This is a genomic window from Sphingomonas tabacisoli (assembly GCF_042678385.1).
Taxonomy (GTDB): Bacteria; Pseudomonadota; Alphaproteobacteria; order Sphingomonadales; family Sphingomonadaceae; genus Sphingomonas_B; species Sphingomonas_B tabacisoli.
Genome location: NZ_JBHUDY010000002.1, coordinates 316,553 through 331,561, shown reverse-complemented (window position 1 = coordinate 331,561; position 15,009 = coordinate 316,553). Strand labels below are relative to the sequence as shown.

Annotated in this window: 14 protein-coding genes; 4 read left to right on the top strand and 10 right to left on the bottom strand. The window is 67.8% G+C overall.

The features are described from left to right. Nucleotide 1: 1 nt before the first annotated feature. The 5 genes from ACFSCW_RS14765 to ACFSCW_RS14745 form a co-directional block, all read right to left on the bottom strand. Nucleotides 2-409 (bottom strand): MarR family winged helix-turn-helix transcriptional regulator, encoded by a 408-nt coding sequence (locus ACFSCW_RS14765; protein ID WP_380890782.1) that lies wholly within the window; start codon nt 407-409, stop codon nt 2-4. 280 nt (nt 410-689) lie between these two features. After that, nucleotides 690-2,336 carry a chaperonin GroEL gene (groL, locus tag ACFSCW_RS14760; RefSeq protein ID WP_380890779.1) on the bottom strand — a complete coding sequence of 549 codons (1,647 nt, stop codon included), beginning with the start codon at nt 2,334-2,336 and terminating at the stop codon, nt 690-692. Between the two features lie 34 nt (nt 2,337-2,370). Next, the gene (groES, locus tag ACFSCW_RS14755) at nt 2,371-2,658 is read right to left on the bottom strand and encodes a co-chaperone GroES (protein ID WP_046348322.1); all 288 of its coding nucleotides are present in this window, start codon (nt 2,656-2,658) and stop codon (nt 2,371-2,373) included. A gap of 113 nt (nt 2,659-2,771) precedes the next feature. Next, complete coding sequence (locus ACFSCW_RS14750) at nt 2,772-3,404, bottom strand: response regulator (protein ID WP_380890776.1); 633 nt, start codon at nt 3,402-3,404, stop codon at nt 2,772-2,774. Between the two features lie 16 nt (nt 3,405-3,420). After that, a complete protein-coding gene (locus tag ACFSCW_RS14745; RefSeq protein WP_380890773.1) occupies nt 3,421-4,662 on the bottom strand; it encodes a sensor histidine kinase in 1,242 nt (413 codons plus the stop codon). A 125-nt stretch (nt 4,663-4,787) separates the two neighbouring features. Here ACFSCW_RS14745 and ACFSCW_RS14740 point away from each other — a divergent pair, with 125 nt between their 5' ends. The 4 genes from ACFSCW_RS14740 (at nt 4,788) to ACFSCW_RS14725 (ending at nt 8,902) form a co-directional block, all read left to right on the top strand. Next, nucleotides 4,788-5,639, top strand: a complete 852-nt coding sequence (locus ACFSCW_RS14740; RefSeq protein WP_380890771.1) for a PEPxxWA-CTERM sorting domain-containing protein — start codon at nt 4,788-4,790, stop codon at nt 5,637-5,639. A gap of 133 nt (nt 5,640-5,772) precedes the next feature. Further along, the gene (locus tag ACFSCW_RS14735) at nt 5,773-6,459 is read left to right on the top strand and encodes a PEPxxWA-CTERM sorting domain-containing protein (RefSeq protein WP_380890769.1); all 687 of its coding nucleotides are present in this window, start codon (nt 5,773-5,775) and stop codon (nt 6,457-6,459) included. Nucleotides 6,460-6,521: 62 nt separating this feature from the next. Next, nucleotides 6,522-8,369: a signal peptide peptidase SppA gene (sppA, locus tag ACFSCW_RS14730; RefSeq protein ID WP_380890767.1), complete on the top strand. Its 1,848-nt coding sequence runs from the start codon at nt 6,522-6,524 to the stop codon at nt 8,367-8,369. Continuing rightward, entirely contained in the window at nt 8,366-8,902 is a 537-nt protein-coding gene (locus tag ACFSCW_RS14725) for an arsinothricin resistance N-acetyltransferase ArsN1 family B (protein ID WP_380890765.1), read from the top strand. Before sppA ends, ACFSCW_RS14725 begins: the two co-directional genes overlap by 4 nt. A 164-nt stretch (nt 8,903-9,066) precedes the next feature. Here the strand turns inward: ACFSCW_RS14725 and ACFSCW_RS14720 are convergent, their stop codons facing one another. The 5 genes from ACFSCW_RS14720 to ACFSCW_RS14700 form a co-directional block, all read right to left on the bottom strand. Next, nucleotides 9,067-9,678 (bottom strand): trimeric intracellular cation channel family protein, encoded by a 612-nt coding sequence (locus ACFSCW_RS14720; protein ID WP_380890762.1) that lies wholly within the window; start codon nt 9,676-9,678, stop codon nt 9,067-9,069. Between the two features lie 94 nt (nt 9,679-9,772). Further along, nucleotides 9,773-10,402, bottom strand: a complete 630-nt coding sequence (locus ACFSCW_RS14715; protein WP_380890760.1) for a hypothetical protein — start codon at nt 10,400-10,402, stop codon at nt 9,773-9,775. A gap of 58 nt (nt 10,403-10,460) precedes the next feature. Next, the gene (locus ACFSCW_RS14710) at nt 10,461-11,672 is read right to left on the bottom strand and encodes a dihydrolipoamide acetyltransferase family protein (RefSeq protein WP_380890758.1); all 1,212 of its coding nucleotides are present in this window, start codon (nt 11,670-11,672) and stop codon (nt 10,461-10,463) included. After that, a complete protein-coding gene (locus ACFSCW_RS14705) occupies nt 11,672-13,756 on the bottom strand; it encodes a transketolase C-terminal domain-containing protein (protein WP_380890755.1) in 2,085 nt (694 codons plus the stop codon). Before ACFSCW_RS14705 ends, ACFSCW_RS14710 begins: the two co-directional genes overlap by 1 nt. Then, complete coding sequence (locus ACFSCW_RS14700; protein ID WP_380890754.1) at nt 13,756-14,967, bottom strand: amino acid aminotransferase; 1,212 nt, start codon at nt 14,965-14,967, stop codon at nt 13,756-13,758. The genes ACFSCW_RS14705 and ACFSCW_RS14700 overlap by 1 nt, the downstream gene beginning before the upstream one ends. Between the last annotated feature and the right edge of the window lie 42 nt (nt 14,968-15,009).

Genomic DNA, 15,009 nt, shown 5'->3' with positions numbered 1-15,009 from the left:
CCTAGAACGCCTTCAGCGAGTCCAGCAGCATCGGCCTCACCCGCGTGATTTCCTCGCGGTGGGTGGCGGAGAGTTGCGCGAGGATGTCGCGGGCCTTTGGAGTGAGCGCGAGAATGGACTGGCGGCCGTCGCCGGGGGAGGTTTGGCGGACGACCAGCTCGAGCGCTTCCAGCCGGTCGATCAGGCCCGAGGCGCTGTGCGGCTTGATCACCAGCCGCTCTGCGACATAACCGATCGTGACCGGCGCATCGCCGGCGCCGCGAATGGCGAGCAGCGCCTGGTGCTGCTGCGGCTTCAGCCCATGCTCGGCCGCGCGTTGCTCGCTGAATGCCTGAAACGCGCGGATCAGATGGCGGAACTTCGCCAGCGCAGCATAATCCTGATCCTTTAGTTCCCTGTTGCCCTTCATTCCCGCCCTGTCCGGTATGGAGTTGTTCGCGCAACGGCATACCGCGACGCCGTTTCGAATAACGCACGAGCTTCTTCTACATCTCCAAGCCGATGACAAAATCGTGCGGGTTGGCGGGCCAGGCACAAGAAAAGGGCCGGAGAGTCGCGCTCTCCGGCCCTTTTCTTTGTGCTTCGGAACAGGGCGCGGAGTGAATCCGCGCCGTCGGTCCTCGCGGAGCGAGGCCGGCCGTTCTGATTTCGTCTCCGGCGCAGCGCTGCTGCGCTGCGCCGGTGCGAAATCAGAAATCCATTCCGCCCATTCCGCCCATGCCGCCGCCGGGCATGCCGGCCGGAGCCTTGTCGTCCTGCGGCAGCTCTGCAATGGTCGCCTCGGTGGTGATCAGGAGACCAGCCACCGACGCGGCGTCCTGCAGCGCGGTGCGGACGACCTTGGTCGGGTCGATCACGCCAGCCTGGACCAGGTTCTCATACTGCTCGGTCTGAGCGTTGAAGCCCTGGGTCTCGTCGCCTTCGCGGAGCAGGTTGCCGGACACGACGGCGCCGTCGACGCCCGCGTTCTGCGCGATCTGCTTGACCGGCGCCGTGATCGCCTTGCGGACGATGTCCACGCCGCGAGTCTGGTCGTCGTTCTGACCGGTCACGCCTTCGAGCGCCTTGGTGGCGTAGAGGAGCGCGGTGCCGCCGCCGGGGACGATGCCCTCTTCGACGGCCGCGCGGGTCGCGTGCAGCGCATCGTCGACACGGTCCTTGCGCTCCTTGACCTCGACCTCGGACGCGCCGCCGACCTTGATCACGGCCACGCCGCCAGCGAGCTTGGCGAGACGCTCCTGGAGCTTCTCACGGTCGTAGTCGCTGGTGGTGTTCTCGATCTGCTGACGGATGGCTTCGGTGCGGCCCTTGATGGCATCCGCCTCGCCGGCGCCGTCGACGATCGTGGTGTTGTCCTTGTCGATGGTGACGCGCTTGGCCTGGCCGAGCATACCGAGCGTGACGCTCTCAAGCTTGATGCCCAGGTCTTCCGAGATCATCTCGCCCTTGGTCAGGATCGCGATGTCTTCGAGCATCGCCTTGCGGCGATCGCCGAAGCCCGGCGCCTTGACCGCCGCGACCTTCAGGCCGCCGCGCAGCTTGTTGACGACCAGGGTCGCCAGCGCCTCCCCTTCGATGTCCTCGGCGATGATGAGGAGCGGACGGCCGCTCTGCACCACGGCCTCGAGAATCGGCAGCATCGCCTGCAGGTTCGAGAGCTTCTTCTCGTGGATCAGGATGTACGGGTCGTTGAGCTCGACCTGCATCTTTTCCGGATTGGTGATGAAGTAGGGCGAGAGGTAGCCGCGATCGAACTGCATGCCTTCGACGACGTCGAGCTCGAATTCGAGACCCTTCGCCTCTTCGACGGTGATCACGCCTTCCTTGCCGACCTTTTCCATCGCTTCGGCGATCTTCTCGCCGACTTCACGGTCGCCATTGGCCGAGATGATGCCGACCTGGGCGATTTCCTGGCTGCCCGCGACGGGCTTGGAGCGCGCCTGCAGGTCCGCGACGACCTTCGCAACGGCGAGATCGATGCCGCGCTTGAGGTCCATCGGGTTCATGCCGGCCGCGACCGACTTCATGCCTTCGCGCACGATCGCCTGGGCGAGCACGGTCGCCGTGGTGGTGCCGTCGCCGGCCAGGTCGTTCGTCTTCGACGCGACCTCGCGCAGCATCTGCGCGCCCATGTTCTCGAACTTGTCCTTGAGCTCGATTTCCTTGGCGACGGTCACGCCGTCCTTGGTGATGCGGGGAGCGCCGAAGCTCTTGTCGATGACGACGTTGCGGCCCTTGGGGCCCAGGGTCACCTTCACCGCGTCGGCGAGGATGTCCACGCCGCGGAGGATGCGCTCGCGAGCGTCGCGCGCAAAACGGACGTCTTTAGCTGCCATGTGTCAGTTCCTTTTTCTGAAATTCGTTGAGGGCTCAGCCGACAATCCCGAGGATGTCGCTTTCCTTCATGATGATCAGGTCTTCGCCGTTAACCTTGACCTCGGTGCCCGACCATTTGCCGAACAGGATGCGGTCGCCGGCCTTCACGTCCAGCGGGGTGACCTTGCCGTCTTCCGACTTGGCGCCGGCGCCGGCGGCGACGACTTCGCCTTCCTGCGGCTTTTCCTTGGCGGTGTCGGGGATGATGATGCCGCCGGCCGTCTTTTCTTCGGCTTCGACGCGGCGAACGAGCACGCGGTCGTGCAGAGGACGAAAGTTCATAGGTTGAATCCCTCCGATTGATATTGTTGGCACTCAGCAAGAGCGAGTGCCAGCGCGGCGGATATGTGCCCGCGTTCATGAGTCGTCAAGGCAGGGCGGGCGGCAATTTTCGCCTAGATCAGCTTGAGCGCGCGGGCGCGGACGACGGCCTCGGTGCGATTGGCGGCCCCCAGCGCGGCGAAGGCGGCGGCAGCGTGGGTCTTGACCGTCGACGGCGACAGATCGAGCGCGCGGGCGATCGTCTTGTTCGACTCGCCAGCCGCCATGCGTTCGAGGATTTCCGCCTGACGTCCGGTCAGCCGCGCAGTGGGAACAGCGACAGTCGAGGCGGAATGGGTGCGGCCGCCGATCAGGCCGAGCAGGCGCGGCGGCAGATAGCGCTCGCCGGCCAGCACCAGGCGGATCGCGGCCTCGATGACTTCCGCCTTCGCCGTCTTCGGCACGAAGCCGGCGATGCCGAGATCGAACAGCGCGAGCAGCAAGGCGTCGTCTTCATTGCCGGTGACGACCAGAACGGGCGTGTCCGGCGCAAGCGCGCGCAAGCGGCGGACGCCCTCCAGCGGATCGGCGCCAGGCATCGTGAGGTCGCTGAGGATCAGGTCGCGCGGCTCGGCCGCCGCCGCCGCCCAGGCGGAGGGAAAGTCCGGTGCGAGCGTCACCGCGGCGTCCGGCCAGCTAAGGCCGACCGCGCCGGCCAGGGCGTCGCGCATCAGCGCGTGGTCGTCGCAAATCAGGCAGTTGCGCACGTGAGAGAGGTTCCGCTCAAGCGGCGGGAAGTTCAAGCCAGAAGGCGCTGCCCTTTTCCCATTTCGGGTCGAGCCCGGCCTCGCCGCCCATCAGCTTCGCCATTCGCCTGACGGACGCGAGCCCCAAGCCGAAGCCGCCGCGAATATGGTCGCCATGATCCGAGCCTTGCACGAACTCGTCAAACAGCATCGACCGGTCTCCCTCGGGGATGCCGCGGCCGTCGTCGACGACCCAGAGCCGCACGCGCTCTCCCCGCCGCCGCGCGCCGACCAACACGCGCCGTCCGCCCGAATGACGGATCGCGTTGGCGACGAGGTTTTCGAGCGCACGCTCGGCAAGCGCCGGATCGGCCATCAGCCGGAAGCCGGCCGGACTGGCCCTGAGGTCGATGCCGTCCAGGCGGGCGGCGGGCTCGCTCCGCTCGACGACCCGGGCGATCAGGCCGGCGGCTGACACCGGCTCAATCGAGGGGACGATTTCCTGCCGCTCGAGCCGCAAATGATCGAGCGTGCCAGTCAGCAATTGCTCCATCGCGTCGAAAGCACGATCGAGGTGGCCGATCGCAGCCTGGCGGCGCGGCTCGTCGGGCGCCCGCATTGTCTGAGCGAAGAACAGGCGCGCCGCCTGAAGCGGCTGCTGCAAGTCGTGCGATGCCGCGGCGAGAAAGCGCGTGCGCGCGTCGCGGGCCTGCTCGGCCTCCCGCCGCGCGTCCCGCTCGCGACCAAGTGAGCGCTGGGCGACGCCGCGCAGCACCAGAAACGAATAGAGGTTGGCCAGGGAAAACAGGATGACCGGGACGCTGTATTCGTCGCGGTGAACGAGGAAATAGACGACGGTCGAGACCGGCAGCCCCAGCAGCGTGGCGCGGCGGAACGGCCCGGCGTCGATCGGGCGGATCGTGACCAAAGTGGTGTGCGCAACCGTCGCGGCGGTGAAGAAGACGGCGAGCATCCGCTGGTCCTCGGTCGCGAACGGCATCGCCAGCCAGAAGAACAGCGAAGACAGCGCGGTCCCGGTCCAGAAGATCGCGGTATCCTGCGCAACCATCCGCGCGCGATCCGCCGCCGTCGACAGCAGACGCCAGAAAAGGACGGCAGCCCACACGGCGGCGAAGGCGATCGTCAGGCTGCCCATCACCAGCGCGTTAAGCCGCGGTAGGAGCGCGACGACCCGGATGAAGTAGAAATTGACGAACACGAACAGGACGAGCGCGATCGCCTGCGTCGGCACATCCCTCGCGCTCGCCCTGTCGCTCATGGCGCCATGATGCGCTCTCAGCCCCTGCCCGCCAAGCGACTAGGCCATCCGGCTCGCCCGTCCGGCCGATGGGAGCGGACCCTACACGGACGTTACAACCGCGACGCTCAACAGGGAGGTGTATCATGCGTTTCAGCTGGCTTCTGGCTTCGGCCTGGCTCGCGGCTGCTCCGGCCATGGGAGCGCCGAGCTTCGTGGCGTCGAACGGCACGCCGAGCTTCAGCGCCGCGCAGTGCAGCGACAAGCAGGACGGGGATCAGCCCGTCACGAGCGTGATCGGATGCAGCCGCGACGATGTCGGGTCGGTCGCCGGCACGTCTATCGCCAGCTTCGGCCATCTGGGCGCATTCGCCCAATCGTCCTCGCACACGGGCAACAGCCTGGGCACAGGCATCGGCAGCGAGGCGCGGTTCCAGGACACGGTGATCTTCACATCGACCAATCCCAACGCGACCACGGCCGACGTGTCCGCCAACCTGTTGCTGCACGGGATCATGGATTTCCATGTGGACCAGGGCGCGGCCGGCGATTCCGTGGAAGGCGCAGTGACGCTCAACCAGGCGTTCTTTTTCTTCCGCTTCTTCAACAACAGCCTGGATGGCTTCTCGGTCGAGCAGAACCCGTTTGCCGTGAACGGCACGCTGGGGCCGACCACGAACGCCGTGCTGACGACGCCGCTCGTCACGGTGGCGCTGAACACGCCGATCATCCTGCAGCTTCGCCTGCAATCGAGCGCCAGCACCGGCGGCATGGCAGTCGCGGCCACGGATTTCGGCGGCAGCTTCAAGTTCGTGACCGGCAGCGACGCCTTCAACCTGCCCGACGGCGTGACCGTCAACGCCGGCACCTGGCTGGTCGACAACCGCTTCATCGATCCGCTCGCGGCGGTGCCCGAGCCGGCAAGCTGGGCGCTGATGATCGCCGGGTTCGGCTTGGTGGGCAGCGCCGCGCGACGCCGAAAGCTGCTGCTTGCCTGACCGAGCAGCGCAGGCGCGTGTCCTATATGGGGACACGCGCCTGGGGGCCGGTTGCAAACATGGTTAATAAGGATAGCCTTCCCCGCGCCGACTCGCGGTGAGTCCTGAAGTCGGCGACAAAGGGGGGGCTCTGATGAAAGCCATCAAACATGCCGCGGCCATGCTCGCGGTGATCGTCCCGTCTGTAGCGCAAGCGTCTCCGATCAGCGGTTCCGGCAGTCTCGCCGGCGCCAACCCGATCTATCTCCCGGCAAGCAATCTCACAGGCGCGGGGCCGGTCGCGATCGGCGGCGGGGTGAGCTGGAGCTCGAACCAGTCCAATAGTCTGTTCGGATGGACCGGCGGCTATGTGACGGGCAATGCGACGATTGCCCCAGGCTCCCCGCCGATCATCGAGGTGAACGCGGCTTATGACGTGGCGTCGAACGGCTATGCGACGATGACGATCAGCTTTGCGGCACCGACCTCCGGTTTCCTTGCAGAGCTGTTCTGGACGGACAACGAGTTCACTGCGGCAAACTCCGCAAACATCGCCATTTACGACAGCAGCAACGCGCTGCTGGAGTTCACTTACCTGAACAACAACGGCAACAGCATCGGCCTGCCGAGCAACTATTACGGGTTTTCCCGCCCGACGGCCGATATCGCCTATGTGCGCCTGAGCAACAGTCACGTCGGCGCGCGCAACCTGTCCTATGTCGGACCCACCATCGGGGCACCGCCGGGAGTGCCGGAACCGGCGGCGTGGGCGCTGATGATCGCAGGGTTTGGCCTTGCCGGGGCGGCTGCCCGGACGCGGCGGCGGGTATCTTTCGCCTGAACGCTTGAAAAGCGCGCCGCCGCGCTCGATTGTCGCCTGCGACAATAGCGAGGCGGTGCGTCATGCGTTTTCTGGCCGGGTTCTGGCGGCTTCTGGTGGGCATCAAGGACGCGCTCGTCCTGGCCCTTTTGCTGCTGTTCTTCTTCGCACTGCACGCGGCGCTGACGTGGAGTCCGAGCCGGCCGGTCGGCACCGGCGCGCTGGTGCTCGATCTCAACGGCTCGATCGTCGAGCAGCCGGCGGAGCGCGGGCCGTTCGAGTCGTTCACGGCAGGCGGTGCGAACGTGACGCGCGAAGTGGCGCTGCGTGACGTGGTGCGCTCGCTCGACGCGGCGCGCACCGACGGCGACATCAAGGCAGTCGTGCTGGACCTCGACCGTTTCCTCGGCGGCGGGCAAGTCGCGCTGGAGACGGTGGGCGAAGCGCTCGACAAGGTGAAGCGCGCGGGCAAACCGGTCTATGCCTATGCGACCGGCTATACCGACGACGGCTATCTGCTGGCCGCGCATGCGAGCGAAGTGTGGATGAGCCCGATGGGCGGCGTCGCCTTTGCCGGGCCGGGCGGATCGCGCATGTATTACAAGGGGCTGCTCGAGAAATTGGGGGTGACCGCGCACGTGTATCGCGTCGGCGCGTTCAAATCGGCGGTCGAGCCCTATATCCGCGCCGACCAGTCGCCCGAGGCAAGGGCCGCGAACGAGGCGCTGGCCACGGCGCTGTGGCAGGGCTGGCAGCACGATGTCGCGAGCGCGCGGCCCAAGGCGCAGCTTGCGCAGGCGGTCGCCAATCCGGCGGGTGCGGGCAGCCTGAGCCAGGCGGCTCTCGGCTATGGCCTGGTCGACAGGCTGGGCGAGCGTGAGGCGTTCAGCGCGCGCGTGGCCAAGGTCGCGGGCGCGGACAACCGCAGCGGCACGTTCCGCACCGTCAAGCTCGACGACTGGGTTGCGGCGCATCCGATCAAATACAAGGGTGGCAATGTCGGCGTGGTGACCGTCGCCGGCACCATCCAGGACGGCAATGCCGGGCCGGGCGCGGCCGGCGGCGAGACGATCGCGCGGGCGATCCGCAAAGGCCTCGCGCGCGGCGACCTGAAGGCGCTGGTGGTACGGATCGACTCGCCGGGCGGATCGGCGCTGGCGTCCGAGCGCATCCGATCGGCGTTGCTGGAGGCGAAGGCGAAGGGCCTGCCAGTGATCGTGTCGATGGGATCGGTTGCGGCCTCGGGCGGATATTGGGTGGCGACGGCGGGCGATCGCATCTTCGCCGAGCCGACGACGATCACCGGATCGATCGGCGTGTTCGGCGTGCTGCCGACGTTCGAGGGCACGCTCGCCAAGGCGGGGATCACGACCGATGGGGTGAAGACCACGCCCTATTCCGGGCAGCCGGACTTGTTCGGCGGCACCTCGCCGGAGTTCGACAAGTTGGCGCAGACCGGCGTCGAGGACATTTACGGGCGCTTTGTCGGACTGGTCTCGGCCGCCCGGCATTTGCCGCCGGCGCGCGTCGACGAGATCGGCCAGGGCCGGGTCTGGGACGGCGGCAGCGCGCGCCAGCTCGGGCTGGTCGACGCGTTCGGCGGGCTGAACGATGCCGTCGCCGAAGCCGGGCGGCGCGCCAGGATCGACAAGCCGGAGATCGCCTGGCTCGAGAAAGAGCCGGGCTGGTGGGAGCGCTGGGCCGGCGGCTGGGGACGGCCGGACGAAGACGGGTCGGAGCCGGGCGCCGACATGCTGACCATGCTCGCGGCGAAGCAGCAGGCGCTGGCCTGGGATGCGATCGAGGATGCGCGGATGCTGGCGAGCGGTGCGTCGATCCAGGCGCGGTGCCTCGAATGCGGCGCAGCGCTGCCGCCGCGCGCGCAGGGCATGAGCCTTGGGCGCTGGCTGATCGGGCTTTTCGCCCGGTGATCCGTATCCGGGTCGCCGATGCCGACGATGCGGAGGCGATCGCGGCGATCTATGCGCCGCACGTGACGCGCGGCGTCGTCTCGTTCGAGGAAGCCGCGCCGGACGGCGAGGAAATGTGCGCGCGGATCGCGAAGCTTGCCGGGCGGTATCCGTGGCTGGTGGCGGACGAGGACGGCGCGGTGCTGGGCTATGCCTATGCCTGCCAGTTCCGCGACCGTAGCGCCTATCGCTGGGCGGTCGAGACGACGGTGTATGTCGCCGACGGGGCGCAGCGGCGCGGCGTCGGGCAGTTGCTCTACCGCGCGCTGATCGAGGCGCTTCGCAAACAGGGCTTCACCCAGGCGATCGCGGCGATCTCACTGCCCAACGACGCGTCGATCAAGCTGCACGAGCTGGTCGGCTTCAAGCGCGCCGGCGTGTATCGCGAAGTCGGGTGGAAACAGGGCCGGTGGGTGGATGTGGGCCTGTGGCAGCTCCAGCTCGCCGACCCGCCGGCGGGCGCGCCGCCGGAGCCGAAAGCATTCGGGGGATAGCTCCGTTCGAACGCCAACCGATCATCCTCCCCTGAGAGGGGAGGTGGCAGCCCGAAGGGCTGACGGAGGGGTGTCGGCGGTGGAGAATGACTCTCGAATGCTGACACCCCTCCACCACCAGCCTGTGGCTGGCGGTCCCCCTCCCCTTCAAGGGGAGGATGACGTTAGCGCCGGTAGCCAGGCAGCTTGAGGCCGCGCTGGATCGCGAGGGCGCGCAGCGCGAAGCCGGTAATCGCGGCGATCGGGGCGGCGATGCCGGCCCCCAGGCCGAGCGAGATCAGCAGCACGAACAGGCCGGCGGCGAGCGCCGCGGCGGTGACGTAGAGCTCGGGGCGAAGCAGGATCGACGGTTCGCCGGCGAACACGTCGCGGATCATGCCGCCGGCGCTTGCCGTGATCACGCCCATCAGCACCGCGACCACCGGCGGTACGCCGAAAGCGAGCGACTTGGCGGCGCCGAACACCGCATAGGCCGCGAGGCCGACGGCATCGAACCATTCGAGCGCGCGGGCGCTCCACCAGCGCTGCGGCGTGACCCAGATCAGCGCCGCGGTCGCGAGGCAGACCGCGGCGACGCGGCCGTCGCGAACCCAGAAAACGGGCGCGCCGATCAGTAGGTCGCGCACCGTGCCGCCGCCGACGCCGGTGATGACCGCGAAGAACACGAAAGTGACGATGGTCAGCCGCAGCCGCGCCGCTGCCAGCGCACCCGAGGCAGCGAACACGGCGATGCCGAGCAGGTCGATCCAGGGCAGGATGGGCGCGAGCGGGTTCATCGGTCTCCGTCATGCCGGACTTGATCCGGCATCCATCTTTCTTGTCCCGCGCTAGGAAGAAGGTGGACCCCGGATCAAGTCCGGGGTGACGAATTTAAGAGCCGAATTTCTTCACGCATTGATCGAGCACGGTGGTTGGCGGCCCGAGCGTGACGATGCTGGCAAAGGCCTTGGCGCGGGCTTCGTTCGCTTTTGCCTGGTTGAGGCCCCTCGCCTTCAGCGTGGCGCCCATTTTCTGGTCGAGCTTGCGCTGCACCTCGTCATAAGCGCGCATCTTGTCGATGAAGTTGTTTTCCTGAGTGCGAAGCGCGGTGGTCACGAAATCGGCGAGGTCGTGGCAGCCGGCCTCGGCGGTCAGCGGATCGGACGGGAGGGTGACGCTATCGACAGGCCTGGTCGCCGGATAGGCCGAGGCGCACTGGCCGATCAGCGGTTCCCATTTGCCGGACGTCACCTTGTCGCCGAGCTGCGGCATCGCGTTCACCACCGCCGCCGAGCGCGTGCGGTCGAAACTGCCGCCCTCGCCGCCCGCAAGCAGCGCGTAATGGAGGATATGACCCTGCTGCTCGATGGTCAGCTTGGCATCGACGCCGCGCGCCTGCCGGGCCTGGGCCGCCGCGATCACGCCGCAGGTCGCCGCGCGCTGGATCGGATCGTCGGGCAGGGCCGCCTGTTTCTGGCCGCATCCGGCCAGCAGCAGCGGCAACATCATCCACGCGCGCATCGTCTCTCCTCCGTAACGAGAAGGAGACGGATGACGCGCGCGGGGGTTCCCTCGCCCGTCAGTCTTCGACCGGCCAGCTCTCGATGATCTCGACGAAGCGGCTGAGCCAGGCGTTGGTCTGGTGGCCGTCGACGACGCGGTGGTCGATGGTGAGCGAGACGTAGCAGAGCGGGCGGATCTGGATCGTGTCGACGCCGTCGACCTCGCGCACCACCACTCGCTTTTCGAGCTTGCCGACGCCGAGGATCGCCGACTGTGGCTGGTTGATGATGATCGGCGACGCGATCAGCGAGCCGGACACGCCGTGGTTCGAAATGGTGAAAGTGCCGCCGCGCATGTCGGCCGGCACCAGCTTGTTGGCGCGAGCACGGGCGGTGAGGTCGGAGAGCTTCAGCGCCACGCCGAGCAGCGACAGGTCCTGCGCGCGGGCGACGACGGGCACGACGAGGCCCTTTTCGCCGAGCGCGGTGCCGATGCCGACGCTGACGTCGTCATAGATTTCGAGCCGGTCGTCGAACCAGCGGCTGTTGATCGCCGGCGCGGCGCGCATCGCCTGGGCGGAGGCGGCGACCAGATAGGCCGTGAAGGTGAGGTTCGCACCTTGCGCCTCGAACGCCGCCTTGTGCCGGCGGCGGTGCGCCATGATCGCGGAGAAATCGCATTCGAACACGGCGGTCACGTGGGGCGCGACGGTGACCGACTGCAGCATGTTCTGCGCGATCGCGAGGCGCATGCGGTCGTGGGGGATGATGCGGGTTCCGGTGGGCGCGGAAACGCGCGCGACGACATGCGCATCCACATCGGCACGGGTGATGCGGCCGTTGCGGCCGGTGCCTATGATCGCGCTCGGGTCGAGAGCGTTTTGGCTGATCGCTCGACGAACAGCGGGCGAAAGACGATGCTCACGGATCTGGTCCGGAGTTACTCCCCGCTCCGTTCGGCCTGAGCCTGTCGAAGGCCTCCCTTCCTTTTTTGCATCATCCAAAGAAGGCAGGGCTTCGACAAGCTCAGCCCGAACGGAGTTTTTGAACGAATCACCGAGGCGCCCCAGCAGCGCCCTCGGCTCGGCCTCCCCGTCGCTTTCGATCAGTATTTCCAGCAGAACCCCATCGGCGGGCGCGGGCACCTCGGTCGTGACCTTGTCGGTCTCCAGTTCGACCAAAGGCTCGTCGCGGCGAACGGTCTCGCCCACGGCCTTCAGCCAATTGCGGACCACAGCCTTGGTACCCTCCAGCTCGGCGGGCATTATGATGTCGACCGTGCCGCCCATCAGAACCCCACCAGATCGTCGATCTTGGCCCGGATGCGCTCGACCGACGGCACCGCCCAGTCGAGCAGCACCGGATTATGCGGGCTCGGGATGTCGGGCATGGTCAGGCGCGAGACCGGCGCGTCGAGGTCCATGAATGCTTCGTCCGCGACCACAGCGGCGATCTCGGCGCCGAAGCCGGCAGTCTGGATATCCTCATGGACGATCAAGCAGCGGCGGGTGCGGCGGACGGAGTCCAGCACCATGTCGCGGTCCCACGGCATCAGCGTGCGCAGGTCGATCACGTCGGCGGAGAGATGGGCGGCCGCCGCCTCGCAGCGCGGCGTCATCGCGCCCCAGGTGACGATCGTGATGTCATCGCCCTCCGCGACTTTCCGTGCCCGCCCGAACGGCAGCACGAAGGCGTCGCCCGGCCAGGGGCGGCGCGCCCAGGAATCGTCCAGCATCGCCCGATGCTCGAAGAAGATCACCGGGTCGTTGCCGCGCAGCGCCGCGCGGAGCAGGCCGACCGCGTCCTCGGCGTTCGACGGCACCGCGACTTTCCAGCCCGGCTGATGCACGAAGGCGACTTCGTTGGTCTGGCTGTGCCAGGGATCGCCGCATTTGAAGAAGCCGCCGGGCACGCGCAGCACCATCGGCGCGGCGAAGCGGTTGGCGGTGCGCCAGCGCATCGTGCCGCAATCGTTGATCTGCTCGGTCGCGGGCTCGGCATATTTGCGGAACTGGATTTCCGGCACCGGCATCAGCCCGGCGAGCGCCATGCCGACCGCGCGGCCGACAATCCCTTCTTCCGACAGGCTGGTGTCGAACACGCGGGAGGGTCCGAATTTATCCTGCAGGCCCAGCGTGACCGCGTGGACGCCGCCCTTCGGCCCGACATCCTCGCCGAACACCAGCACGCGCGGGTTCGTCTCCAGCTCCTGCTCCAGCGTCCGGCGGATGGCGGCGCCCATGTTGATGCGCTGGCCGTCGGGAGCCGGCGTGTCGACGGACGGAGGCGGCGTGTAGCCGTGGGCCCATTGCCCGCCTTCGCGCTGCAGCTCGCCCTCGAAAAAGACATTACGCGTGACCTGTTCGGGGTCGGAGACCGGCCGCGCCTCGGCCTTTTCGCGCGCGGCTTCGGCGGCTTGCTCCGCCTCGCGCTGGAGCGCGTCCCATTCATCCTCGTCGATCAGCGAGCCGAGCAGATGGGATTTGAGCTTGGGCAGCGGGTCGCGCGCCCATTCGGCCTGGACGACGGCATCGCCCTTGTAGGTCTGGGTGTCCTGGAAGCTGTGGCCCTGCAGCCGCGGCACGGTCAGCCGCAGCAGCACCGGCGCGCGGCGCTCGCGGACGTGCGTCATCGCGCGATCGACCAGCCGCGCCGCCTCGGCGGGCTCAGTGCCGTCGCCAGAGAGGACGGTCAGGTCGGAGAAGCTGGCGAGATTGGCGGCGATGTCGCCGCCCGGCGTCTGGAACGAGGACGGCACCGAGATGCCATAGCCATTGTCCTCGATGAAGAAGAGCATCGGCAGTTGCTGCGTGGTGGCGATCGTAAGCGCGGCCCAGAAGCCGTTGGTCGCGCAACTCGCCTCGCCGCCCAGCACGACCGCGATGGCACTGTCGTAGGCCGGGTCCTTGAGGACGGCGCGGTGATATTCGATCGCCTGCGCCCAGCCGGCGGTCGGCGTATATTGTGCGCCGACGCCGCCGCACATCGGCAGGGCGGAAGCGCCGTGCGGGTTCGGGTAATTGAACACCACGCCGATGTCGCGGCCGTCCGAATAGCCGCCGGCGCGACCCATCGCTGAGCCCAGCGCATCGTCGACCGGCACGCCGAGCGACAGCAGCATCGGCCGCGACCGATAATAGCCGCAGGCGGCATCGGCGGGGTCGGTCAGCTTCAGCCCCAGCAGCACCTGCGCCATGTCGTGCCCGCGCGCCGAGAATTGGTAGAGCACCTTCTTTTCGGGAACGAGCCGCGTCTCTTCCATCTTGTCGAGCGCGCGCGAGAGCTGGACGAGATAGGCGACCCGGCGCCAGTCCCAGCCCGGGTGCGGGGCATTGCCGCGGTGGGCCTCGATCGCCGCATCCGTCGCGGTCATCACATCACGCTCCGCACCGCGCGCACGAATGCTTCGACATTGCCGCGGGTGAGGCCGGCGACATTGATCCGGCCGGAATTCGGCATGTAAATCGCGAACTCCTCGCGCAGCCGGCGCACCTGGTCCGGCGAGAGCGGCAAGGTCGAGAACATGCCGTGCTGGCGGGCGAGCGGCGCGAAAGCCGGGTCGATCATGCCGAGCAGTTCGCGCATGGAAACGATGCGGTCGCGCATCTCGGCGAGCTCGGCGCGCCAGTCGGCGGCGAGCGCCGGATCCTCCAGGATGATGCGGGCGGCGGCGGCGCCGTGATCGGGCGGCATCGACCAGGCGGCACGGGCCAGCGCGAGCACGTTCGAATGTGCGATCCGCGCCGCTTCGCCGGTCGCGGCGACGCCGAACAGCGCGCCGGTGCGCTCGCGGTAGAGGCCGAAATTCTTGTCGCAGGAATAGGCGATCAGCGCGGCCGGCACTTGCTCCAGCACGATGCGAACGCCGGCGGCGTCGGCCTCGAGTCCTTCCGCAAGCCCCTGATAGGCGAGGTCGAGCAAGGGCAGCACGCCACGGCGGCCGAGGATGCGGGCGATCTCCCGCCATTGCTCGAGATTGAAATCGGCCCCGGTCGGGTTGTGGCAGCACACCTGCAGCAGCGCGACGTCGCCCGCCTGCGCGCTGTCCAGCGCCTCGAACACCTGGTCGGCGCACACGGCCTGGGTCTGCGGATCGAAGTGGCGGTAGGGGATTTGCTGCAGGCCGGTCTTCTTCAGGATCGGCGGGTGATTGGGCCAGGTCGGCGTGCCGAGGAACACGCGCGCGCCGGGCCGGGCAAGCGCGATCAGCTCCGCCGCAAGCCGGAGCGCGCCGGTGCCGCCGGGCGTCTGCAGCCCGAACACTCGCGCGCCGGGATCGGCCGCGCCGAACACGACCGGGCGCAGCGCTTCGAAGAAGCCGATATCGCCTTCGGGGCCGAGATAGGCCTTGGTCCGCTGCGTCTCCAGCAGCACCGCTTCCGCCGCCTTCATCGACCGGAAGACGGGCGTCTCGCCCGCTTCCGTGCGGAACACCCCGACACCGACGTCGATCTTGCCGGGCCGCGGATCGGCGCGGAAAGCGCCGATGACCGACAGCAGGGGATCGGGAGGCTGCAGCGTCAGCGCGTCCAGCGTACCGATCGGCGCGGCAGTCAAGGGAACGGGATCGATCAAGGTGGCCATGCGAAACCCCTAAACCATTTCGCATGCAAAATCATTTCTGTT